This window comes from Caballeronia sp. LZ029, assembly GCF_031451275.1.
GTDB classification, from domain to species: Bacteria; Pseudomonadota; Gammaproteobacteria; order Burkholderiales; family Burkholderiaceae; genus Caballeronia; species Caballeronia jiangsuensis.
The window spans coordinates 446,237-467,797 of the sequence record NZ_JARUXO010000002.1 but is presented as its reverse complement, the minus strand read 5'-3'; the positions used below and the strand labels follow the sequence as shown (position 1 = coordinate 467,797).

Here is a 21,561-nt window from a genome sequence, read left to right as displayed (position 1 = left end):
GCATGCAGCCAGCGCGACGCCTCATGCGTCGCGCCGGCTCTCCTCAACGCTCCGTGGCGCACATGCTCATCAGCTCCGCGGCTTTCATGCGCGGGTCCATCGTACGCAATGCGGCGAGCAGCTTTCCAGCTCGATCCGCGCCCAGCACATCGACGGTGAGTTCCATGAACTTCGCGTCCTGCTCCTGCTCGGGCATCGGATTCTTGTCGGTGCCGATCGGGTCTTCCACGAATACATGCTCGGAGTCGCCGTTCCTGAAAGTGACCGTCACATCCGCGACGAACTTGCCCGGATAATCTCGCTCCAGCGCCGGTTCCTGGGTGATGCGGATGCTGCGCGCCATGTCGATCACGGGCGTCATGTCGACCTTGCCTGCGAGGTAGTCGCGATGGACCGGATAGCCATTGCCATTGCCGAGCAGCGTGAAGGCAGCCTGAATCGGCAAGCTGAACTGCACATGCTCGATGTTCCTCGGCTCGTACGCATTGGCGTTGGCCGTGCCGACGACGACGTTGAAATGAGGCGAGATCTTCAGATGCACATCGGCAATCTCGTCACGACGCGCTGAAAACGGACGCAACGCGTCGATGTAGGCATGTGTGCAGTAGCACGCGCAATAGGCCTTGAGCCAGACGGTAGCGATCTCGAAAGGCCGATTCAAAGCGAAGCGCTGTTCGGAGCCATCGCCTGCCGGACGTTGCAGGAAGGTGTGGAAGAAGCCCTTGTTTCCGCTGAGGAACGCGCGCGGTCCCGTGATGCCGGCCTGGGCCATGTCGGCGGCGACGATGCCGTTGCGCGTGCCGATGCCTGCGTGGATGCGCTTGATGGAGCCGCCGGTGGAGGTGTATTCGGTCGTGCCGGAGACATGGCTCAGCGCAATCGCCAGCGCTTGCAGCGTCGTTTCGGCATCGCAGCCGCGAAGTTTGGCGGCGACCGCGGCGGCGCCGAAGTTCGACAGCGTGCCGTGCGGATGAAAGCCGCGTTGCAGCAGATCCGGCGAGGCCAGCAAGCCGATGCGCGCGTAGACTTCGTAGCCCGCGACCATCGCGGTGATCACTTCCTCCATTGACGACCCAAGTTCCTCGCCGATGGCCAATGCAGCCGGGATCACGCAACTGCCCGGATGACTGTAGCTGGGACCGTGGGCGTCGTCGTATTCGAATCCATGACCGTAGGAACCGTTGACGAAGGCGGCGTCCATGGCGCTCATCGTCAACGTCGAGGCGCTCACGCGGCTCGTGCCCGGTCGCTGCTGGCTCGTCGCGTACTTCAGCAATTGCCCGGACCACGGCATCTTCGAAATGCCGATCTGCACCGCGAGCTGGTCGCGCATCAGCCGGTTGATGCCGGCGTGCGCGTGCGCGTCGATGTGCTCGTATTTCAGGTCCTGGATGAACTGCACCAACGCCTGTTCCAGCGGAGGGCAATTGGATGGCACCGAGGATCGTGCTTGCTGTGTGTCGGTCATGGCTGTGTCTCCTTGGAAGTTATGAAAGCAGGTTCGAGTTGGCCGTGCAGGCGCCGGTCGAAGTCAGGTCGGGTTCGGTGTCAGCGGGTCGAGAAGAACTTTGACCACGTCGTCCACTTCGTCGAATTGAAGAATGTCGCGGATCATGTTGTCCACGGTTTGCCGGGCAAGCGGTATCGCCGAATAAGGCACGCATAGCCTGAACTTGGCGATGAAATCTTCTGTAGTGAACGGATTCCTGGGATGTCCCTTCACGTAGATGCATTCTTTCATCAGCTCGCGCCCGTCGCGCAGCCTGATGGTCAGACGTGCGCCCCAGTCGGATACGTCGGGGTTCTCTTCGGCGGTGATGCGCGTCATCAGCTCGCGCACTTCGGGACGGGAACGTGCCTCGTCGCTGTACGACTCGAGGAACACCTTGTCGTCGAATGCGGCAATGGCGGCGACATAGGGCAGGCTGAACTGGCACTCGGGCACCGTGACCGGATTCCATTTCTTCTCCTGCGGCTCGCACACGGCGCGCCAGCACGGCGTGGAAATCTCGATGTGAATGCTCGCGATATCGCGCGCGCCTAACTTACCTTCCTTCATCAACCCGCGGATGGCGTCGATGGACGAATGCGAGAAATAGCACGCGCTATAGCCCTTGGTGATGATGTTTTCCATCTCCCAATGTTCGCCCAGATCCTTGAGGATGAAGTCGGGATCGGTCTCCCAGCGCGCCGTGGAGAAATAGCCCTTGGGACCGAGAAGCACCTCGGCACGCGGCCCGGTGATGCCGCGTTGAGCCAACTGACAACAGTTAATCGCCGCCTGGCTCACCAGCCCGTGATGTATGCGCACCATCAGCGTGGCGGGCGAGTAGATGCCCATCGTGTTGGGTTGCGTCATGGTGCGTGCGATGCCCTGCGCGTTTTCCAGTTCTTCCTGCGTCAGCCCTATGAGTTTGCCGACCGCGGCCACGGCGCCGAAGATGTAATGGCCGCCGCATTCATGATGCTTGATCGCGCGATTGATGACCTTGTAGGCCGTGCCAAGCCGCACGAGCGTTTCCTGACCGACGGCCATCGCCGCCAAAAACGCCTTGCCCGACACCGGGCCGCAAAGACCGGTCGCGGCGAGCAGCGTCGGCACCACGTATTCGGTGATGTGGCCGGCCTCTTCGTGCAGATCGCCGCAGTCCATCGCGCGCGGCATCGGGCCCATCGCCAGTGCGGCTTCGCTGGCCGGCACGCGGCCGCCGTAGAAGGGCAGCGGCGTTTGCGGATTGCCGCCGCGCTCTTTCACGAGCGACACGACAGCGGGAATGCCCTCCATCGCGGATCCACCGATGGTCACGCCCATCGCATCGAGCAGGGTGTGTTTGACGTGACGGATCACGTCGGCCGGCAGGTCGGCGTACTGCGTCTCCAGCGCCATCCGGCACAGCGTCGCCATCGGGTCCTCGACTCCCTGCGGCGTGAATCTGGTCATATCGAAGTCTCCATTCTTTTGCCTTGCATGATTTGCGGCTTCGGCGCCACCTCTATTAACTACGATTAGTTAGGTGAACGCGCGTGAATTGTCGCGGCGTGTTTCCGGATTCGATTTGTCACGATGTATAACGCGCCGCTGCGGGATGCGGCAATGCGCCGGGCGCGGACGTTCCGTACTCTGACAAGGCGTCTACCGACTCAGCGCAGACCTGAGCGACCTAGGTCTTGTATAAGACATAAGACATAAGACATTTGACGAGGTAAACCATCTCGATTACAATGGCGATAAAAGCAGCGCCCGGAACAGCCTCGGTGTGGCTGAAAAGCCTTTCCCTGAAACGCAATACCAACGGTCCCCCATGCTTGAAAATTTTCGTGCTCACGTAGCCGCACGCGCCGCGCTCGGCATTCCTCCCCTGCCGCTGACGGCTCAGCAGACCGCCGAACTGGTCGAATTGCTGACGAATCCGCCCGCCGGCGAAGAGCAGATCCTGCTCGACCTCATCACCCATCGCGTGCCTGCCGGCGTGGACGAAGCCGCCCGTGTGAAGGCGGGCTTCCTGGCCGCCGTCGCGAAAGGCCAGACCGCCTGTGCGCTGATTTCGCGCGCCCGCGCCACCGAACTGCTCGGCACGATGCTGGGCGGCTACAACATCGAGCCGCTGATCGAACTGCTGTCGGACGCCGAAGTCGGCACCGTCGCCGCCGATGCGCTGAAGAAAACCCTCCTGATGTTCGATCAGTTCCACGACGTCAAGGAACTGGCCGACAAGGGCAACGCGAACGCCCGCGCCGTGATTCAAAGCTGGGCCGACGCCGAGTGGTTCACGAGCCGCCCGGAAGTGCCGCAAAGCCTGACCATCACCGTGTTCAAGGTGACGGGCGAAACCAATACCGACGACCTCTCGCCTGCTCCGGACGCGACCACCCGCCCGGACATTCCCATGCACGCGCTCGCGATGCTGAAGAACGCGCGTCCCGGCATCACGCCGGAAGAAGACGGCAAGCGCGGCCCGGTCAAATTCATCGAGTCGCTGAAGGAAAAGGGTCATCTGGTCGCGTATGTGGGCGACGTGGTCGGCACCGGTTCCTCGCGCAAGTCGGCCACCAATTCGGTGCTGTGGTTCACGGGTGAGGACATCCCCTTCGTTCCCAACAAGCGCTTCGGCGGCGTGTGCCTGGGCGGCAAGATCGCGCCGATCTTCTACAACACGATGGAAGACGCCGGCGCCCTGCCGATCGAACTCGACGTGTCGAAGATGGAAATGGGCGACGTGGTCGAACTGCGCCCTTACGAAGGCCGTGCGCTGAAGAATGGCGAAGTGATCGCCGAGTTCCAGGTCAAGTCCGACGTCCTGTTCGATGAAGTGCGCGCCGGCGGCCGCATTCCGCTGATCATCGGTCGCGGACTGACCGCCAAGGCACGCGAAGCGCTGGGTCTGCCCGCATCGACGCTGTTCCGCCTGCCGCAGCAGCCGGTCGACAGCGGCAAGGGCTTCTCGCTGGCCCAGAAGATGGTCGGCCGCGCCTGCGGTTTGCCGGAAGGCCAGGGCGTGCGCCCGGGCACCTACTGCGAACCGAAGATGACTTCGGTCGGCTCGCAGGACACCACGGGCCCCATGACCCGTGACGAACTGAAGGATCTGGCGTGCCTCGGCTTCTCGGCCGATCTCGTCATGCAGTCGTTCTGCCACACGGCGGCCTATCCGAAGCCGGTGGACGTCAAGACGCACCAGACCCTGCCGAACTTCATCAGCACCCGTGGCGGCATCGCGCTGCGCCCCGGCGACGGCGTGATCCACTCGTGGCTGAACCGCATGCTGCTGCCCGACACCGTCGGCACCGGCGGCGACTCGCATACGCGCTTTCCGATCGGCATCAGCTTCCCGGCCGGCTCGGGCCTCGTCGCTTTTGCCGCCGCTACCGGCACGATGCCGCTCGACATGCCGGAATCGGTGCTGGTCCGCTTCAAGGGCAAGATGCAGCCGGGCGTGACCCTGCGCGATCTGGTCAACGCGATCCCGCTCTATGCCATCAAGCAAGGCATGCTGACGGTCGCGAAGCAAGGCAAGAAGAACATTTTCTCGGGCCGCATCCTTGAAATCGAAGGTCTGCCCGAGTTGAAGGTCGAGCAGGCGTTCGAGTTGTCCGATGCTTCCGCCGAGCGCTCGGCCGCCGGTTGCACGGTGCACCTGAACAAGGAACCGATCATCGAATACCTCAACAGCAACATCACGCTGCTGAAGTGGATGATCGCCCAGGGCTATCAGGACCCGCGCAGCCTCCAGCGCCGTATCACGGGCATGGAGCAGTGGCTCGCAGACCCGCAATTGCTGTCGCCGGATGCGGACGCCGAGTACGCGGCTGTCATCGAGATCGATCTCGCCGACATCCACGAGCCGATCGTGGCGTGCCCGAACGATCCGGACGACGTGAAGACGCTGTCCGACGTGGCCGGCGCCAAGATCGACGAAGTGTTCATCGGCTCGTGCATGACGAACATCGGCCACTTCCGTGCCGCGTCGAAGCTGCTGGAAGGCAAGCGCGACATCCCGGTGAAGCTGTGGGTGGCCCCGCCGACCAAGATGGACCAGAAGCAACTGACCGAGGAAGGCCACTACGGCGTGTTCGGTACAGCCGGCGCCCGTACCGAAATGCCGGGCTGCTCGCTGTGCATGGGCAATCAGGCACAGGTCCGCGAAGGCGCGACAGTCATGTCGACCTCGACTCGCAACTTCCCGAATCGTCTGGGCAAGAATACGAACGTGTACCTCGGCTCGGCGGAACTGGCCGCGATCTGCTCGCGTCTGGGCAAGATTCCGAGCAAAGCGGAGTACATGGCCGACATGGGCGTGCTGGAAGCTGACGGCGACAAGATCTACAAGTACATGAACTTCGATCAGATCGAAGACTTCAGGGAAGTGGCCGACACAGTGAAGATGTAAGTGTGCTATTGAGCTACGACGTGTTGTTATCGTCGTAGTGAAGGGCAAGGGCGCCGCAGGCAATTCAGCCTGCGGCGCCTTTTTTTGTCTTGGCGACGACATCGGGCGCGCGGTTACATCGCTTGGAAACAGTTCGCCCGAAGTCGTCGCGCTTGCGGCGAACGACCGCGCCGGCAAGTGTCGCGCGCCAGCGACGAACCGCGCCATCACCCTTGTAATTGCGAATCATTTGCAATACGATGCGGGGCGATTTCCACACCTGCCACGCAAAGCGTTTGTCGCAGAAGCACGCGCCTGAGCCTTTTCAATAACAACGAATGAAGATTTCCAAGACCATCAGTAGTGCATCGTTTGCTTATCGTTCCCGTCGTCACACCTCCATCCTCGGCGCCGCGCTTCTTGCAAGCGCCGGCCTTGCGCTATCGACCATGCCGTCGCATGCGTGGGCGCAGGACGCGAACCCGGACGTCACCTCATTGCCGGCTATCACTGTCAAGGCATCGGCCGACAGCGCAACGGCACAAGCCGACAAGATCAACGCCGGCGCACTCGGCACGCACAAGCAAGTCGACACACCTTTTTCGACTCACGTCGTGACGAACGAGGAAGGTCAGGACCTGTTTGCGAACACCGCCAACGATCTTTTTCAGTATGACCCGGCCGTATCGATCACGAGTTCGAACGCGGTGTCCGAGAACTCGATGTTCAACGTGCGCGGCATGCCGATCGACACACTGAACAGCATCAAGGTCGATGGTCAAAGCTTTCCGTCCTGGGACACCGATCTCTCGCTCGAACCGTTCGAGCAGGTCGAACTGCTGAAGGGCCTTTCCGGCTTCATGTATGGCTTCGGCGCGCCGGGCGGCATCGTCAACTACGTGCTCAAACGTCCGACCGACACGCCTTACCGTAGTGTCTCCATCGGCTATCAGTCGGCGGGCGTGTTCAGCGAAAAGCTCGATGTCGGCGGCCGCTTCGGCAAGGACGATCGCTTCGGCTATCGCTTCAATCTCGTCAACGAAGACGGCAATACAGCCGAGGCGAATGGCCATATTCGTCGCCAGGTGGCGTCGGCGGCGCTCGATTTCCGTATCACGCCCGATCTGACCTGGTCACTCGACGCGTTCTACCAGAAGCGCAAACAGGAAGGCACGATCTTCGGCCTGATGTTCGGCACGGACGGCATTCCGGACGCGAGCACCGTCACGCGTGATCTGTCGCAACCGCAGAACTACTATCAGGTCGAGATGGCGTCGTTCGGCACGGGTCTCGATTATCGGCTGTCCGAGAACTGGCACGCGAGCTTCAAGTATCGATTCGCGAAGGAAAACCGCACGAACTCCGATAGCCTCATCTACGTCTTCAATGACGCCGGCGATTATTCGAACACGCTGTACGCCGCGATGACGCGCTACTTCTATCAGAACGTCGATGCGATGGTGGAGGGCAAGTTCAATACGGGCAGCGTGAAGCACGATGTCGTGATCGGCGCGGGATTCCAGTCGCAGACCACCGAGTACGACAACAGCGAAGGCTGGAACGTGGGCTATCCGCTCGGTACCGGCAACATCTATAGCAGCACGTTGCTGACGAACGCCGATGTACACATCGGCGAGAATCTGTATCAGCAATCGCGGACCACGCAGGCGGCCATCTACGCGAGCGACACGGTGCAGTTCACGTCGCGCATCTCCGCGCTGCTCGGCGTGCGCTATACGCAGTTTCACCAGTTCACCTACGATCCGACCGGCCTGACGACCGCGAACTACAGCGCATCGCCGGTCACGCCGACCGTGGCGTTGATGTACAAGACCGACCCGTATTCGACGCTCTATGCAAGCTATGTCCAGTCACTGGAGCAGGGCGGCTCGGCGGCGAATACCAATGTCAATTTCCCGGCGACGTTCGGTCCGCTGCGCAGCAAGCAGTATGAAGTCGGCTTCAAGACGGACCACTCGAAGTGGGGCGCCAATCTCGCGTTGTTCCGCGTCGATCAGGGCTATTTCTACACGAACACGGCAAACGTCTTCGTGCAGGATGGCACCAAGCGCTATACGGGCGTCGATGCGAGCGGCTGGCTCCAGCTCGCTCAGGACTGGCGCGTGATGGGCGGCGTGATGTGGCTCGACACGAAGGCTGTCGATATCGACGATCCCGCCATCGATGGCAAGCGCATCTACGGTGCGCCGCGATGGACGGTGACGGGGCGCGTCGAATACAACCCGTCGTTCATGCGCCGGCTCACGCTCGCGTTCGGCGGCCGCTATGTCAGCGACATGGCCGTGAACGCCGCCAACACGCAATTCGTTCCGGCATATGCCATCTACGATTTGAGCGGAAAGTATGAGACGCGTATCGCCGGTAAGGAGGTGACGTTCCGCGCCGGCGTGAACAACCTGTTCAATCGCCGCTACTGGACGACGGCGTGGGGCTACTACGTGAGCCCGTCGGCGACACGGACCGCGGTGGCGAGCGCGACGTTGCAGTTCTGAGCGCGTTCATGAGATGACGCAGCAGGGGAGCCGTTCCGAACGGCTCCCCTGTTTTTTTCATCTCACGATGACGCGAGGATAGTATCTTGCGGATACACGGCAATCTGGAGCAATCAGTGAAGAAAATCCTCATCATCGGGATCGGCGCGGGCAATCCGGAATACGTCACCGTTCAGGCGATCAACGCGATGAACCAGGTCGACGTTTTCTTCGTGATGGACAAGGGCGCATCGAAAGTTAAGCTCGTCGAGTTGCGCAAGGAGATCGTCGAGCGATACGTGAAGGACCGCGACTATCGGATCGTCGAGGCGACGAGCCCGGAGCGTCGGCGAGACGTCGCGAGCTATCTCGATGCAGTCGAAACGCTGAATCACGAGAAGCAGGCCGTGTTCGAGCGTCTGATCGCGGAAGAACTGCATGATGGCGAATGCGGCGCATTTCTCGTGTGGGGCGATCCGTCGCTCTACGACAGCACGATGCGCATCATCGAAGCCATCGACCGGAGCGGACGGCACGAGTTCGAGTATGAAGTGATTCCGGGCATCAGCAGCGTTCAGGCGCTCGCGGCGAAGCATCGGGTCGCGCTCAACACGATCGGTCGCGCGGTCGAGATCACGAACGGCAGAGGCATCGCGGAAGGCTTTCCGAAGAACGTGGACAGCGTTGTCGTGATGCTCGACGCACAGAACGCGTTCCGGCAGGTCGCGGATGAGGATGTCGATATATTCTGGGGCGCCTATGTGGGCACCGACGACGAAATCCTCATGGCCGGCAAGCTGCGTGAAGTGATGGACGATATCGAGCGGGTACGCGCCGAAGCACGCGAGCGCAACGGCTGGATCATGGACACGTATCTCCTCAAGCGCCGCACGCAGCCGAAAGCCTGAGAAGCAAAACTGCCATCCGAAGATGGCAGTGAAGTGCGATCCGCGTCCGGCGATCAGGCCAGTTGCCGGAGCGTCCGTGCCGCCGCGACCATGTTCTTCAGCGCCGGGATGACCTCATCCCATTGACGCGTCTTCAGGCCGCAATCCGGGTTCACCCAAAGCCGCTCGGCGGGAATGCGCTCCGCCGCTTTCCTCATCAGATTGACGATGTGCTCCTGGCTCGGGATGTTCGGCGAGTGAATGTCGTACACGCCCGGCCCGATCTGGTTCGGATAGTCGAAGTCATCGAACGCGTCGAGCAGTTCCATGTCGGAGCGCGACGTTTCGATGGTGATGACATCGGCATCCATATCCGCGATCGACGCGATGATGTCGTTGAACTCCGAATAGCACATGTGCGTGTGGATCTGCGTCTCGTCACGCACGCCGTTGGCCGTGATGCGGAACGATTCGACCGCCCAGCGCAGATAGGCCTTCCACTGCGAGCGGCGCAGCGGCAGGCCTTCGCGCAGCGCCGCTTCGTCGATCTGGATCACGCGCACGCCGGCTTTTTCCAGATCGAGCACTTCCTCGCGGATCGCGAGCGCGAGCTGATGGCACGACACCGAACGCGGTTGATCGTCGCGCACGAACGACCAGTTCAGGATCGTCACCGGACCCGTGAGCATGCCCTTCATGGGCTTGTCCGTTTGCGATGCGGCGTACCTGGTCCACTCGACCGTCATCGCCTCGGGACGGCTGATGTCGCCGAAAAGAATCGGCGGCTTCACGCAGCGCGAACCGTACGACTGCACCCAGCCGAACCGGCTGAACGCATAACCATCGAGCTGTTCGCCGAAATATTCGACCATGTCGTTGCGTTCGGCTTCGCCATGCACGAGCACGTCGAGACCGAGCGCTTCCTGCTCCTTCACGGCGCGTGTGATCTCACGCTCCATCGCGGCCTTGTAGCCTGCGTGATCGAGCGCGCCGGCCTTGAACTGGCTGCGTGCGTGACGGATCTCGCCCGTCTGCGGGAACGAACCGATGGTCGTCGTCGGGAATGCCGGCAGACCGAGAATCGCGGCCTGCTTCTTCGCGCGGTGCTCGTAGGCGCTCTGACGCTGGCCGAGCGCCGCGTCGATCTTCGCGATGGCGACCTTGACCGTGGGATTGTTCACGCGCGGCGACCGGCGGCGGCTTTCGATCGCGGCCGCGTTCGCGGCGAGCGCATCGGCGACGAAGGCGCGACCTTGGTTCAACGCGCCCGCCAGCACGTTAAGTTCGTCGAGCTTTTGCAGCGCGAACGCGAGCCACGATTTGATTTCGGCATCGAGCTCGGTTTCGCTGTTCAGATCGACGGGAACATGCAGCAGGGAGCAGGACGGCGCGATCCAGAGACGATCTCCGAGTCGCCGATGCAGCGGCTCCAGCCATGCGAGCGTCGCTTCGAGATCGCTTTTCCAGATGTTGCGCCCGTTGATCGCGCCCACGGACACGACCGCGGTCTCGGGCAAGTGCGCCACGGCATCCTCGATTTCGTCACGCGCGTTGATCGCATCGATATGCAGGCCGTCGACCGGCAACTTGCACGCGAGCGCGAGGTTGTCCTGCAACGGCCCGAAGTAGGTTGCGAGCAGCAGTCGCACGCGGCGCGCCGACAGTGCATCGTAGGCGGTGACGAATGCATCGCGCCATGCCGGATCGAGCTCGGTCACGAGCGCCGGTTCGTCGATCTGCACCCAGTCCACGCCCAGCGCCGCGAAATGGTCCAGAAGCGCCGCGTACACCGGCAGAAGGCGCGGCAGCAGGGCGAGCCTCTCGGAGTCGTCCTTCGCCTTGCCGAGCCACAGATACGTCACCGGGCCGATGATGACGGGCTTCGCGTTCACGCCCTGCGCGCGCGCTTCGCCGAGTTGTTCGATGAGACGCGAAGCATCGAGCCTGAACTGCGTGTCCGCTTCGAACTCCGGCACGATGTAGTGGTAGTTCGTGTCGAACCACTTCGTCATTTCGCCGGCCGCGACGCCGCCGCAGCAGCACGCGGCGTGATCGTCCGCGCCCTGCGCCGAACGGCCACGCGCGACGCGGAAATAGTTGTCCAGCGCATCGCCGTGAAAGCCGCGCACGCGCTCGGGCGGGTTGCCGAGCGTGAAGCTCATGTCGAGCACCTGGTCATAAAACGCGAAATCGCCGACGGGCACATAGTCCAGATGCGCCTGCTCTTTCCAGTGGCGCGATCGAAGTTCGGCGCCGGTCGCTTTGAGCGCGTCACGCGACGATTCGCCTTTCCAGTATTTTTCGAGCGCGAATTTCAGTTCACGCTTCGCGCCGATGCGCGGGAATCCGAGGTTGTGTGCCGTAGCCATCGTGCGATGTCGTCCGTAGAGAATAGGTCGTGGACGATGATAGAATTTTTGATGCATGAATAAAAATGGATTATTTTCATGCATCGATTAACTTTTTTCATGGAGCGGGCGATGCTGGAACGCAGTCATCTGATGGTCGTGCGGGAAGTCGAAAAGCAGGGCTCGCTGACCGCCGCCGCCGACGTGCTGAATCTCACGCAGTCCGCCCTGAGTCATACGGTCAGGAAGCTGGAGCAGCAACTGGGGACGCCGGTATGGACGCGCGAGGGACGCAGCATGCGGCTCACGCAGGCCGGGCATTATCTGCTGGGCCTGGCGAACCGCATGCTGCCGCAGTTCGAGCAGGCGGAAGTGCGCATGAAGCAGTATGCGCAGGGCGAGCGCGGCACCTTGCGCATCGGTATGGAGTGCCATCCGTGTTACCAGTGGCTGCTCAAGGTCGTGTCGCCCTATCTCGCACGCTGGCCGGACGTCGATGTGGACGTGAAGCAGCGGTTCCAGTTCGGCGGCATCGGCGCGCTTTTCGGCTTCGACATCGACGTGCTCGTCACGCCCGATCCGCTCAGGAAGGACGGACTGCGATTCGAACCCGTGTTCGATTACGAGCAGGTGCTGGTCGTCGCCGAAAACCATGCGCTGGCTTCCGCGGCTTATGTCACGCCCGAGCAGCTTGCATCCGAAGTGCTCATCACCTATCCGGTCGAGACGGACAGGCTGGACATCTACACGCGGTTTCTGACGCCGGCCAACGTGGTGCCGAGACGTCACAAGGTGATCGAAACCACGGACATCATGATGCAGATGGTCGCGAGCGGGCGCGGCGTGGCGGCGTTGCCGCGCTGGCTCGCGGAAGAATACGCGGACCGCATGCCCATCACGCCGGTCAAGCTCGGCAAGAAGGGCATCGCGAAGAAGATTTACCTCGGCGTGCGCGAGGCCGATCGGTCGATCGATTACCTCGCGGCGTTCATCGCGCTGGCGCGCGAGGCGGACTGGGCGCAGGCACGCATCCAGGCGTGACGGCGAAGAAGGCCTCCGATGTCGCGGCTATCGCTGCGTCATCGCCCCGACTACGTCCTGCGTCTTGACGACGGCATGCGCGAGAAACGCGTAGTTGACCATCGCGGCCTTGTAGCCGTCGCCCCAGGTCGGATGACGCGGCCCCGCCGTGGCATCGGCGACGACATACACTTCGAAGCCCTGCTCGATCAGGTCGCGCAAGTGCGACTCGACACACATGTTGGCGAGCATTCCGCCCAGCACGACCTTGCGCACATTTCGCTTTCGCAGTTGCAGCGTTAGGTCATTCGTCTGAGGACCGAATACCTTGTGCGGACTTACGACGACGGTATCGCCGTCCTCGATATACGGCTTGAATTCGTCGAGCCAGTCAGCGCCGGATTTCTCGAAGCCGCTCAGATTCAGCGCTCCCGCGCGCGCGAACGTGCCGCTTGCGAACTCGTCCGCTTCGAGCGGGCCATTGAACTTCCATGCACGATCGGTCGGATAAAAATAATGCGGCGAAATGAAAACGGCGAACTTCGCCGCTTTCGCGGCCTTGAAGATCTGCAGCATGTTCTCGACGGTTCGGTTCTCCGTCACGCTGGCTCCCACTGCGCCCCAGTTTTTCCCGAGCGGGCTGAGCACGTCGACTTGCGGATCGATGAACACTACGGCCGTGTCGGCCGGATCGTATTTCATGGTTCGAGCTCCAGACGGTGTAGTTCGCGCGATATCGCCCCGGCGAATTCAACACAGTGTAGGCAACATGCCGAATCATTCAACAGGAATTCAGCGCGCTGGCCTCGGCTCACTCTGGCCGCAGAGAATGGAAGAAACGCGTATCGTGTCGCGTATCCACGACCTCATCCGTTCCATGAACACTATCCGCCTCGACCCGTTGCGCGCGATCATCATCGCCGCCACCGCTTTCGCGCTCACGCTGACCGGGTGCGCGTCCTCGTCGCTGAACTCGCAATCGCAGGCAGCGAGTTCCGGATCGCTTGACGCCGCCATAGCTGGATCGCAACGCACCGACAAGGCCCGTGCGCGCGACATCTATCGTCACCCGAAAGAAACGTTGCAGTTCTTCGACCTCGGTCCGAACCAGGCGGTGCTGGAGATCGCTCCCGGCGGCGGATGGTATACCGACATTCTCGCGCCCTATCTGCACGACGCAGGCCAGCTTTATGAGGCGCAGTATCTCAGCACGTCCGCCGATCTCGCCGCCGAGGACAGCGATACCGATGCCGCCTATCGACGCAAGCTCGCGGCCGCTCCGGCGGTGTATGGCAACGTCGTCGTCGGCACCTTGCACGCGGGCCGGTTCATCGGCTTCGACGCGCATGAGCGATTCGACCGCGTGCTCACGTTTCGCAACATCCATAACTGGATCAAGGACGGACAAATCGATGCCAACCTGCGCGCGTTCCACGACGCGCTGAAGCAGGGCGGTGTGCTCGGTGTCGAAGAGCATCGCGCGCAACCCGGCACGACCGTGCAGCAAATGATCGATTCCGGCTACGTGACCGAAGCGTTCGTCATAGAACACGCACAGGCGGCCGGTTTCGTGCTGGTCGCGCGCAGCGAGGTCAATGCGAACGCGAAGGATACGAAGGACTATCCGCACGGCGTGTGGTCGCTGCCGCCCACATACAGGGGCGGCGACGTCGACCGTTCGCGCTATGCCGCGATCGGCGAGTCGGATCGCATGACGCTCAAATTCGTCAAGCCGTAGCGAACGGCGATCAATCGCCGGTTCGCATCATCAGTTCTCCGTCGATCGTTTCGACGGGGAGCTTCGTCAGACACAAGCCCTTCGCGCCGACCATGCAGCCCGACCTGATATCGAAGCGCAGGCCGTGCGCGGGGCATTGCAGGACGTGACCATCGAGACGGCCGTTCGCGAGCGAAGCGCCGCTGTGCGGACATGAATTGTCGATGGCGTGAACGACGCCTTCGACGTTGAAGAGCACGACGCTACGCCCTTCGACGAATGCGAGCATGCGCGAGCCGGGCGCGAGGTCAGCGCCGCCGGCAATCGATATGTTGTGCGTCATGGGTGTCGTGCTCAGTCGTGCTCAACGCCACGCACTCAGATCGTCGCAGGGCGTGTGCGCATCCATCCAGTCGTAGGGTTCGTGCTGTCGTCCCCACGACCAGTTGTGCGCGCAAGCCTGGCGTCGCGCGGGCTTTGCGTCCAGATCCGATTTCGATTCGACGGAAGCGGGGCCATTCATCGGCGAAGCGTTTTGTACATCGACGGACATGCTTGAGTCTCCTTCAAAGTAATGCCCGAATGCGGACAAGGATCGATCGCGCGGTCTTGAACGATCAAGACCGCGGCAGTGAGCAGAGGCTATGCAAGCGGCTTCTGCGCAGGTTCGTTGGGCGACGCCTGTTCACGCAGAGCATCGATGCGGCTCAGGTCACGCGCATATCGCGACCGGCCGATGGCGAACGCGATCATCGCCGCGACGCTCACGAGCGGAATCACCTGCAGCGCGCCCAGAAGACCGATACGGTCGGCGATCGCACCCGTGACGAGCGGACCCGGCGCGAGACCGATGAGATTGTTCGCGAGCGTCAGCGTCGCGAATGCCGAAGCATGGATCGACGCCGGAGTCAGGTTCGCCACCATCGCGCCCGCCGGGCCGGACGTGCCCGCCACGACGAGAATCCCCACGCCGAGCAGGACGAGTTGCAGCGGGCCGGCATCGAGCCTGAAGCCGATGGACAGGCACACGAGCGAGAGCAGGCAATAGACGACCGCGGTGATCCACTTGCGCGAGGGCGCATTCCTGCAGATACGGTCCGTGACGACGCCGCACGTGACCATGCCGACGCCGCCCAGCAGCACGAATACCGCTGCGCCTGCTGCTGCCTTGTCGGCGGGCAGCGCATAGTAGCGATTCAGGAAGCTGGGCATCCACGCGATCACGGCGCCCATGATGAAGAGCTGCAAGCCGCTGCCGATATACGCGCAGACCACCGAAACCGTCGAGAAAAGGCCCGCCAGAAGGGTGCGCAGGCTCGTGCGCACGCCGTCTTTCTGCCGTTTCGCAGCCGGGACATCGGGATAACGCGCGGCGATGCGCTTGTCCGACACGACCAGCCGGTAGGCGATCACGAGCAGCAGGCCGAAGCCGGCCATCGCGCCGAAAGACGCCCGCCAGCCGAAGTGCACGGCGACGAATCCGCCCAGCGCCATGCCGAGCACCGAGCCGAACGCGCCGCCGGCCATGAAGGCGCCGGTGAGCGTGGAGCGCAGGTGCGACGGGAAAATGCTGAGGATGAGCGCAATTCCCACGCTGCCATACGCCGCTTCGCCGAGACCGACGAAGGCCCGGGCGATCAGCATTTCGCCGTAGTTCGTGGCGACGGCGCAGCCGAGCGTCGCGACGCTCCAGAGTGCTGCCATCAGCACGAGGCTGCGCACGCGGCCCCAGCGGTCCGCGAGAACGGAAAGAGGGAAGGTCAGAAGACCCACCATCAGCGCGACGACGCCGCTGAGCGAGCCCAGTTGCGTGTCGGAGAGGCCCCAGGTCTGCTTCAGCAGAGGGAAAACCGCGTTGAGGACCTGTCGGGACATGTAGTCCGACAACAGTAGTCCGAATGTGAGCGCGAATACGATCCACGCGTATTTGCGCGATACGGCCTTGCCGGCGTTGATGTCGCGCGCGGCCGGCTCGATGCAGTCGATGTCCAAGATTGTCTCCTCCGATGTACGGCGTGGGCCTCGTCGTGCGCGTGTTCGCGCAGCGTGCCGTCGATTTTTCTGACCGGGAAGTCGGGCTTCCCGGTCTGCGCCGTGGAGTTTCAGGTTAGAAGTATGGGCGCGGCGACCATCGCCGCGCCTTCATGCCGTGCTTCAGGCTGCGCGCAGTGGAACGTTGACCTGGCCCGGCTTGCGGTTCGGCGCCATGCCGTTCGCCGCAAGCGTCTCGTCCGCGGTCTCGTACTGCACGCCGATACGGTAGATCTCGCGCGCTTCCTTGCCGCTCGCGATCTCGCGTCCCAGTTCGCGGGCCACGCGCACGCACTGCTCGATCTGCTGCACCGACGTGAAACGGTTGCCGTGCTGATCGATGATCGTATCTTCGATGCCGCAGCGCGGATGCAGACCCATCGACATCGCCATCATGTTGAACGGCAGGACGTTCTTCAGCAACGACTCGGCCGTGAGCGTGCAGCCGTCCGGCGCGCGATGGACGAAGTTGAAGAAGTTGAACGGGTTCGGGCCGTCAAAGCCACCGCCGATACCGATCCACGTCAGATTCAGCGGACCCTTGTAGACGCCCTTGCGCACGAGGCGTTCGAGCGTTTCGAGCGCATGGATGCCGGTGAGCTGGAAGTGCGGCTGGATGCCCGAAGCCTGCAGACGGCGCAGATGCTCCTCGACCCATGCGGGGCCTGCGGGCACGGTCATTTCGCTGTAGGCGGCCATGAACGCGGGATTCGACAGCGACGTGCCTTCCAGATACTCCGGATACAGCAGCTCCATGATGTTCATCTGCGTCGTGTTGATCGCGACGGTCACCTGATCGGGCTTCGGATCGAGTTCGGCGAGCATGTGGCGCGTGTCGTCGGAGAGCCACTTGGCTGCCTGACCGTCGTCTTCCGGCGCGAACGAGATCGAGCCGCCGACCTGGATGATCATGTCGGGAACGGCGGCGCGCACGCCCGCGATCAGCTCGTTGAACTTCGACAGGCGCTTGGAGCCCTTGCCGTCCAGCTCGCGCACGTGCAGATGCAGAACGGTGGCGCCGGCGTTATAGCAGTCGACCGCCTTCTGGACCTGTTCGTCCATCGTCACCGGAATATCTTCCGGGAAGTCGGCCGGGGCCCATTCCGGACCGTACGGCGCGACCGTGATGACAACCTTGTCCTGGTTTTCGGGGTGAAGCGAATCGTCGAGGAATTGCATGTCTGGCTCCTGCTGAAAATGAATTCGATGTGAGATGTACTGCGCTGCGCCGCGCGAATATCAATAAGGCACGTCGCCGATGATTCCGGCACGCTCCATCTTTCGATGGCAAGGCGGATAGTCCATGACCGCGTAGTGCTGCGTGCTGCGGTTGTCCCAGATCGCGATGCTGTTCTTTTTCCAGCGCCAGCGGACCTGGTATTCGGGGATATACGCCTGGCTGATCAGATAGCTCAGCAACTGACCCGCGCCCGGATTGGCGTCCTGGCCGAAGCGCACGCGCGCGGGCGTGTGATAGTTCGTGAAGTGCGTAGTGAAGGCGTTGACGAAGAGGGTCGCTTCCTTCGTCTCCGGATGCGTGCGCACGACGGGGTGTTCCGCGTCCGGAAACTGGGCTTTCAGCGCGAGCCGCTTTTCGATCGGCATCGCGGCCCCGAAGCTGGCTTCGATGCTGTGGCGGGCCCGCAGGTCGGCGATTTGCGCCTTGACGTGCTCGGGCAGGTTCTCGTAGGCGAGGACCATATTGGCCCAGATCGTGTCGCCGCCGACGGGCGGCGTTTCGACGCAGCGCAGCACGCAGCCGAACGGCGGCGCGGCGCGCCAGGTGGCGTCCGTGTGCCAGGCGTTCTCGTAGCGATCGTTGGGCTGGTCGGGATTCTTGTAGATTCGCACCAGACCCGGATGCTCCGGATCGCTGCCGGCGACCGGATGATCTTCCAGCTCGCCGAAACGGCGGGCGAACGCGACGTGCTCGGCGCGGGTGATGTCCTGATCGCGCAGGAACACCACGCGATGCTTGAGCAGCGTTGCGCGGATTTCCGCGAACAGGCCGTCATCGTGCACCGCATCGGCGATGCTGACGCCGGTCAGTTCCGCTCCGATCGCGCAGGTAATTTGTTCGACGCGCATTATGTGTCTCCTCACACGACGAAAATGGATGAACCGGTGGTCTTGCGCGATTCGAGATCGCGATGCGCCTGTGCCGCATCCTGCAACGCATAGCGCTGGTTGATCTCGATGCGAATGCGCCCGCTCGCGACGTGCCCGAAGAGTTCGCTTGCGAGCTCGCTCTTTTCGGCCGGATCGGCGATGTAGTCGGCGAGCGCGGGGCGCGTCAGGTAGAGCGAGCCTTTCATCGCGAGCAACTGCGGATTGAACGGCGGAATCGGACCGGATGCGGTGCCGACGCAGACCATCAGGCCACGGCGGCGCAGCGAGTCGAGCGACGATTCGAACGTGTCTTTTCCGACGCTATCGAACACGACATTCACGCCCACGCCGTCCGTCAGTTCCCGCACGCGCTTCGCGACATCCTCGTGGCTGTAGTTGATGACGTGCGTGCAGCCGTGCGCACGGGCGATTTCCGCCTTTTCGTCGCTCGACACCGTGCCGATGACCGTCACGCCCAAAAGGCGCGCCCACTGCGACACGATCAGCCCGACACCGCCCGCCGCGGCGTGCAGCAGGATCGAATCGCCCGGCTTGAACGCATGGATGCGGCGCATCAGATACGAGGCGGTCAGGCCGCGCATGGTCATCGCGGCGGCGGTCGCGCATTCGATGCCCTCCGGCAGGCGGATGAGCGCTGCCGCAGGCGCGAGGCGCTCGGTGCTGTATGCGCCGAGCGTGTTGATGAATCCGGTGTAGGTCACCCGGTCGCCCTCGCGCACCTGATCGACGCCCGCTCCGACGGCTTCCACCACGCCCGCCGCTTCCACGCCCATGCCGGCAGGCAGGGGAACCGGATACAGGCCGCTGCGGAAGTAGGTATCGGCGAAATTCAGGCCGACGGCCTCGTGACGCAGCCTGACCTGCCCGGGGCCGGGCATGCCGACCGGAACCTCTTCCCAGCGCAGGACTTCGGGGCCGCCCGTCTCGTGAAAGCGAATCGCATGTGCCATTAGTTTCTCCATTCATGCGCCCGAGCGGTCAGGCTCGCAGCGTGTACAGTGGTTTTTCGCAGCCGGGAACCCGGTCGCAGCGCCGGCCGCTTCGATGCGGGCCGGCAGATGCTGTTTCCTGGCGCTTTTACGCCGGATCGGCTGGTGTGTGAACTCATACGCATCGTAGTCCCGGATGGGCTTGCGCGACCCTCTCGCGTAGGGAGGGGTCCGCCTCACGCCCGTCGCCCCCTCCCGGCGCGGTGCGGGGACTTTTACAAGCGGTTTTCACGCGCGCCCGGTTTCATCCCTTCGCCCCTCCCACCGGGAGAGGGGCTGGAATCCCGTTCCTTTCGTATTCTTGCTACAAGCCTTCACACGCTGTCGCGATGCCGCCGGGTTGTGCCCGGTTCGCCGCCTCGGCGGCCATTCGACCGACGGGCCTGTGAAGCGCCCACCCACCGATTGCCCGGCCCCGACCACATACTTGTGCATCGGGATGCGTGCAAACCAACAAGATACGGAGACCTTATGAAGCGAAGCCTAACCAGCGCGGCGGTACTGCTGGCCTTTTCCGGAGCCGCACACGCGCAAAGCTCGATAACGCTGTACGGCGTAGTCGATTCCGGGCTGTTCTATCAGAGCACCGCGGCGGCGTCGTTCGCTCCGAACGCGCCCAATCTCGGCAAGGTCTATCGCTTCAAGGACGGCGGCATCTATTCGAGCGGCTGGGGTCTCAAGGGCACGGAGGACATCGGTGGCGGCTATCACATCAACTTCAAGCTGCAGAGCTCGTTCGACAGCGGCACGGGCAGAGCCGGCCTGAGCGACACGCCGGGCGTCACCGCCCAGTTCAACCAGTATGCGACGGTCGGCGTTTCGGGGCCGTTCGGCAAGTTGGACGCGGGCCGCCAGATCGTCCCGATGATCTGGGCGATGTACGACACCGACGTGCGCGGCGCGCAGTACTTCGGCAGCATCCTGACCGCGTGGCTCGGCATGAATCAGGCCGCGGGCTGGCCGGGCACGAACACGAACGGCGCGATCGGCGCGCTGTACGACAGCAACGCGCTCGTGTACGAGTCGCCGAAGTTCTACGGCGCGTCGTTCGCGCTGGAGTACGCGCCCGGCGGCGTCCCCGGACATTTTCAGGGCGGCACGCGCGAGTCGGCCGTGCTCAAGTATTCGAACTACGGCCTGAACCTCGCCGCGGCGTACTACAACGGACATGACGCCAATCCGTTTCCCGCGACCTATCCCGCCACCCCGGCGATTCCGGCGACAGGGCAAGCCAACAACCGATTTTTCTACGCTGGCGCCCAGTACACGTTTTACGGTTTCTCGGTGTCCGGTTCATACGGCCATGGCAAGAACCCGGCAAACAGCAATCGTGCCGATATCGATATGTATTCAGCTGGTCTCGGCTATCGATTCACCCCCGCTCTGAAGGTGACGTCCGGTTTCTATTACCTGAAGGACAACAACAACTCGACGAATCATTCGAGCGAGTTCGCGGTGGGCGCGGAATACAGCCTATCCAAGCGCACGCTCGCCTATGCGCAGGTCGGCTATGTCGATAACCACGGAACGATGAACCAGACGATCGTGTACGGGCAGCCTGTCGCGCCCGGAACGTCGACGACGGCTGCGATGGTCGGCGTCCGCCACAACTTCTGACGCGCGGCCGCGCGACACGAAAATCCCGTGAACAATAAATGGAACAGTCCATGAAGAGCATCAAGCCATTCGGATCAGGTTTTGCGGCGTTGATCGTCCTGGCGTCGATCGGAGCCGCTTCTTATGCCGGCGACACCATCGCGGCCGCGAGCGCGCCTTCGGTTGCGTCGAGCGCGAGCGCGCCTGTCGCCACGCGCAAGGAAAATCGCGCGCTGCGCAAGCTCGTCTACGCCGAATTCGCGAAAGACAAGAGCATCGACGCCGGCGATATCGGCGTCGGCGTGAAGAGCGGCGCGGTGACGCTGACCGGCACGGTGAGCGACGCCGCGCAGATCGAGAAGGTCGGCGCGCTGGCGAAAGGCGTTCCCGGCGTCGTGTCGGTGACGAACAAACTGGCTATCAGGCGCAATTTCGCGCAGTAGTCCACGCGGCGCGCGGCCCTGCATCAAGGAAACTCAAGTGA

General features: G+C 62.7%; 18 protein-coding genes. 7 read left to right on the top strand and 11 right to left on the bottom strand.

Annotated features, from left to right (window positions below; all coding sequences use genetic code 11):
- Window positions 1-43: 43 nt before the first annotated feature.
- The gene (locus QCE73_RS17115) at window positions 44-1,468 is read right to left on the bottom strand and encodes an MmgE/PrpD family protein (RefSeq protein WP_309882518.1); all 1,425 of its coding nucleotides are present in this window, start codon (window positions 1,466-1,468) and stop codon (window positions 44-46) included.
- 63 nt (window positions 1,469-1,531) lie between these two features.
- Window positions 1,532-2,941, bottom strand: a complete 1,410-nt coding sequence (locus tag QCE73_RS17110) for an MmgE/PrpD family protein (RefSeq protein ID WP_309882517.1) — start codon at window positions 2,939-2,941, stop codon at window positions 1,532-1,534.
- Window positions 2,942-3,302: 361 nt separating this feature from the next.
- Here QCE73_RS17110 and acnB point away from each other — a divergent pair, with 361 nt between their 5' ends.
- A complete protein-coding gene (acnB, locus tag QCE73_RS17105) occupies window positions 3,303-5,888 on the top strand; it encodes a bifunctional aconitate hydratase 2/2-methylisocitrate dehydratase (RefSeq protein ID WP_309882516.1) in 2,586 nt (861 codons plus the stop codon).
- A gap of 64 nt (window positions 5,889-5,952) precedes the next feature.
- Here the strand turns inward: acnB and QCE73_RS17100 are convergent, their stop codons facing one another.
- A complete protein-coding gene (locus QCE73_RS17100) occupies window positions 5,953-6,117 on the bottom strand; it encodes a hypothetical protein (RefSeq protein WP_309882515.1) in 165 nt (54 codons plus the stop codon).
- An 88-nt stretch (window positions 6,118-6,205) separates the two neighbouring features.
- On the opposite strand from QCE73_RS17100, the gene QCE73_RS17095 reads away from it, so the two are divergent.
- Both QCE73_RS17095 and cobF read left to right on the top strand, forming a co-directional pair.
- On the top strand, window positions 6,206-8,380 hold the full coding sequence (locus tag QCE73_RS17095; protein ID WP_309882514.1) for a TonB-dependent receptor: 2,175 nt from the start codon (window positions 6,206-6,208) through the stop codon (window positions 8,378-8,380).
- Window positions 8,381-8,496: 116 nt separating this feature from the next.
- Complete coding sequence (cobF, locus tag QCE73_RS17090; protein WP_309882513.1) at window positions 8,497-9,267, top strand: precorrin-6A synthase (deacetylating); 771 nt, start codon at window positions 8,497-8,499, stop codon at window positions 9,265-9,267.
- A 53-nt stretch (window positions 9,268-9,320) separates the two neighbouring features.
- On the opposite strand, the gene metE is transcribed toward cobF, so the two are convergent.
- Window positions 9,321-11,615 (bottom strand): 5-methyltetrahydropteroyltriglutamate--homocysteine S-methyltransferase, encoded by a 2,295-nt coding sequence (metE, locus tag QCE73_RS17085; protein ID WP_309882512.1) that lies wholly within the window; start codon window positions 11,613-11,615, stop codon window positions 9,321-9,323.
- A gap of 111 nt (window positions 11,616-11,726) precedes the next feature.
- On the opposite strand from metE, the gene QCE73_RS17080 reads away from it, so the two are divergent.
- On the top strand, window positions 11,727-12,635 hold the full coding sequence (locus QCE73_RS17080) for a LysR family transcriptional regulator (protein WP_309883142.1): 909 nt from the start codon (window positions 11,727-11,729) through the stop codon (window positions 12,633-12,635).
- Window positions 12,636-12,662: 27 nt separating this feature from the next.
- On the opposite strand, the gene QCE73_RS17075 is transcribed toward QCE73_RS17080, so the two are convergent.
- Window positions 12,663-13,316, bottom strand: a complete 654-nt coding sequence (locus QCE73_RS17075; protein ID WP_309882510.1) for an isochorismatase family protein — start codon at window positions 13,314-13,316, stop codon at window positions 12,663-12,665.
- A gap of 175 nt (window positions 13,317-13,491) precedes the next feature.
- On the opposite strand from QCE73_RS17075, the gene QCE73_RS17070 reads away from it, so the two are divergent.
- Window positions 13,492-14,352: a methyltransferase gene (locus QCE73_RS17070; protein WP_309882509.1), complete on the top strand. Its 861-nt coding sequence runs from the start codon at window positions 13,492-13,494 to the stop codon at window positions 14,350-14,352.
- Between the two features lie 10 nt (window positions 14,353-14,362).
- Here the strand turns inward: QCE73_RS17070 and QCE73_RS17065 are convergent, their stop codons facing one another.
- The 6 genes from QCE73_RS17065 to QCE73_RS17040 form a co-directional block, all read right to left on the bottom strand.
- Window positions 14,363-14,674, bottom strand: a complete 312-nt coding sequence (locus QCE73_RS17065; RefSeq protein WP_309882508.1) for a Rieske 2Fe-2S domain-containing protein — start codon at window positions 14,672-14,674, stop codon at window positions 14,363-14,365.
- Window positions 14,675-14,695: 21 nt separating this feature from the next.
- Window positions 14,696-14,884, bottom strand: coding sequence for a hypothetical protein (locus QCE73_RS17060; protein ID WP_035499036.1), 189 nt, complete (start codon window positions 14,882-14,884; stop codon window positions 14,696-14,698).
- 89 nt (window positions 14,885-14,973) lie between these two features.
- A complete protein-coding gene (locus QCE73_RS17055) occupies window positions 14,974-16,323 on the bottom strand; it encodes an MFS transporter (protein ID WP_035499035.1) in 1,350 nt (449 codons plus the stop codon).
- A 162-nt stretch (window positions 16,324-16,485) separates the two neighbouring features.
- Entirely contained in the window at window positions 16,486-17,541 is a 1,056-nt protein-coding gene (locus QCE73_RS17050; protein WP_035499034.1) for a 3-keto-5-aminohexanoate cleavage protein, read from the bottom strand.
- Between the two features lie 60 nt (window positions 17,542-17,601).
- Window positions 17,602-18,450 (bottom strand): TauD/TfdA family dioxygenase, encoded by an 849-nt coding sequence (locus QCE73_RS17045; RefSeq protein ID WP_035499033.1) that lies wholly within the window; start codon window positions 18,448-18,450, stop codon window positions 17,602-17,604.
- A gap of 11 nt (window positions 18,451-18,461) precedes the next feature.
- Complete coding sequence (locus QCE73_RS17040; RefSeq protein WP_238289409.1) at window positions 18,462-19,442, bottom strand: quinone oxidoreductase; 981 nt, start codon at window positions 19,440-19,442, stop codon at window positions 18,462-18,464.
- A gap of 510 nt (window positions 19,443-19,952) precedes the next feature.
- Between QCE73_RS17040 and QCE73_RS17035 the strand changes: the two genes are divergently transcribed.
- Together QCE73_RS17035 and QCE73_RS17030 are read left to right on the top strand one after the other, a co-directional pair.
- Window positions 19,953-21,098 (top strand): porin, encoded by a 1,146-nt coding sequence (locus tag QCE73_RS17035; RefSeq protein ID WP_035499031.1) that lies wholly within the window; start codon window positions 19,953-19,955, stop codon window positions 21,096-21,098.
- 50 nt (window positions 21,099-21,148) lie between these two features.
- Window positions 21,149-21,520 (top strand): BON domain-containing protein, encoded by a 372-nt coding sequence (locus QCE73_RS17030; RefSeq protein ID WP_035499169.1) that lies wholly within the window; start codon window positions 21,149-21,151, stop codon window positions 21,518-21,520.
- Window positions 21,521-21,561: the final 41 nt, after the last annotated feature.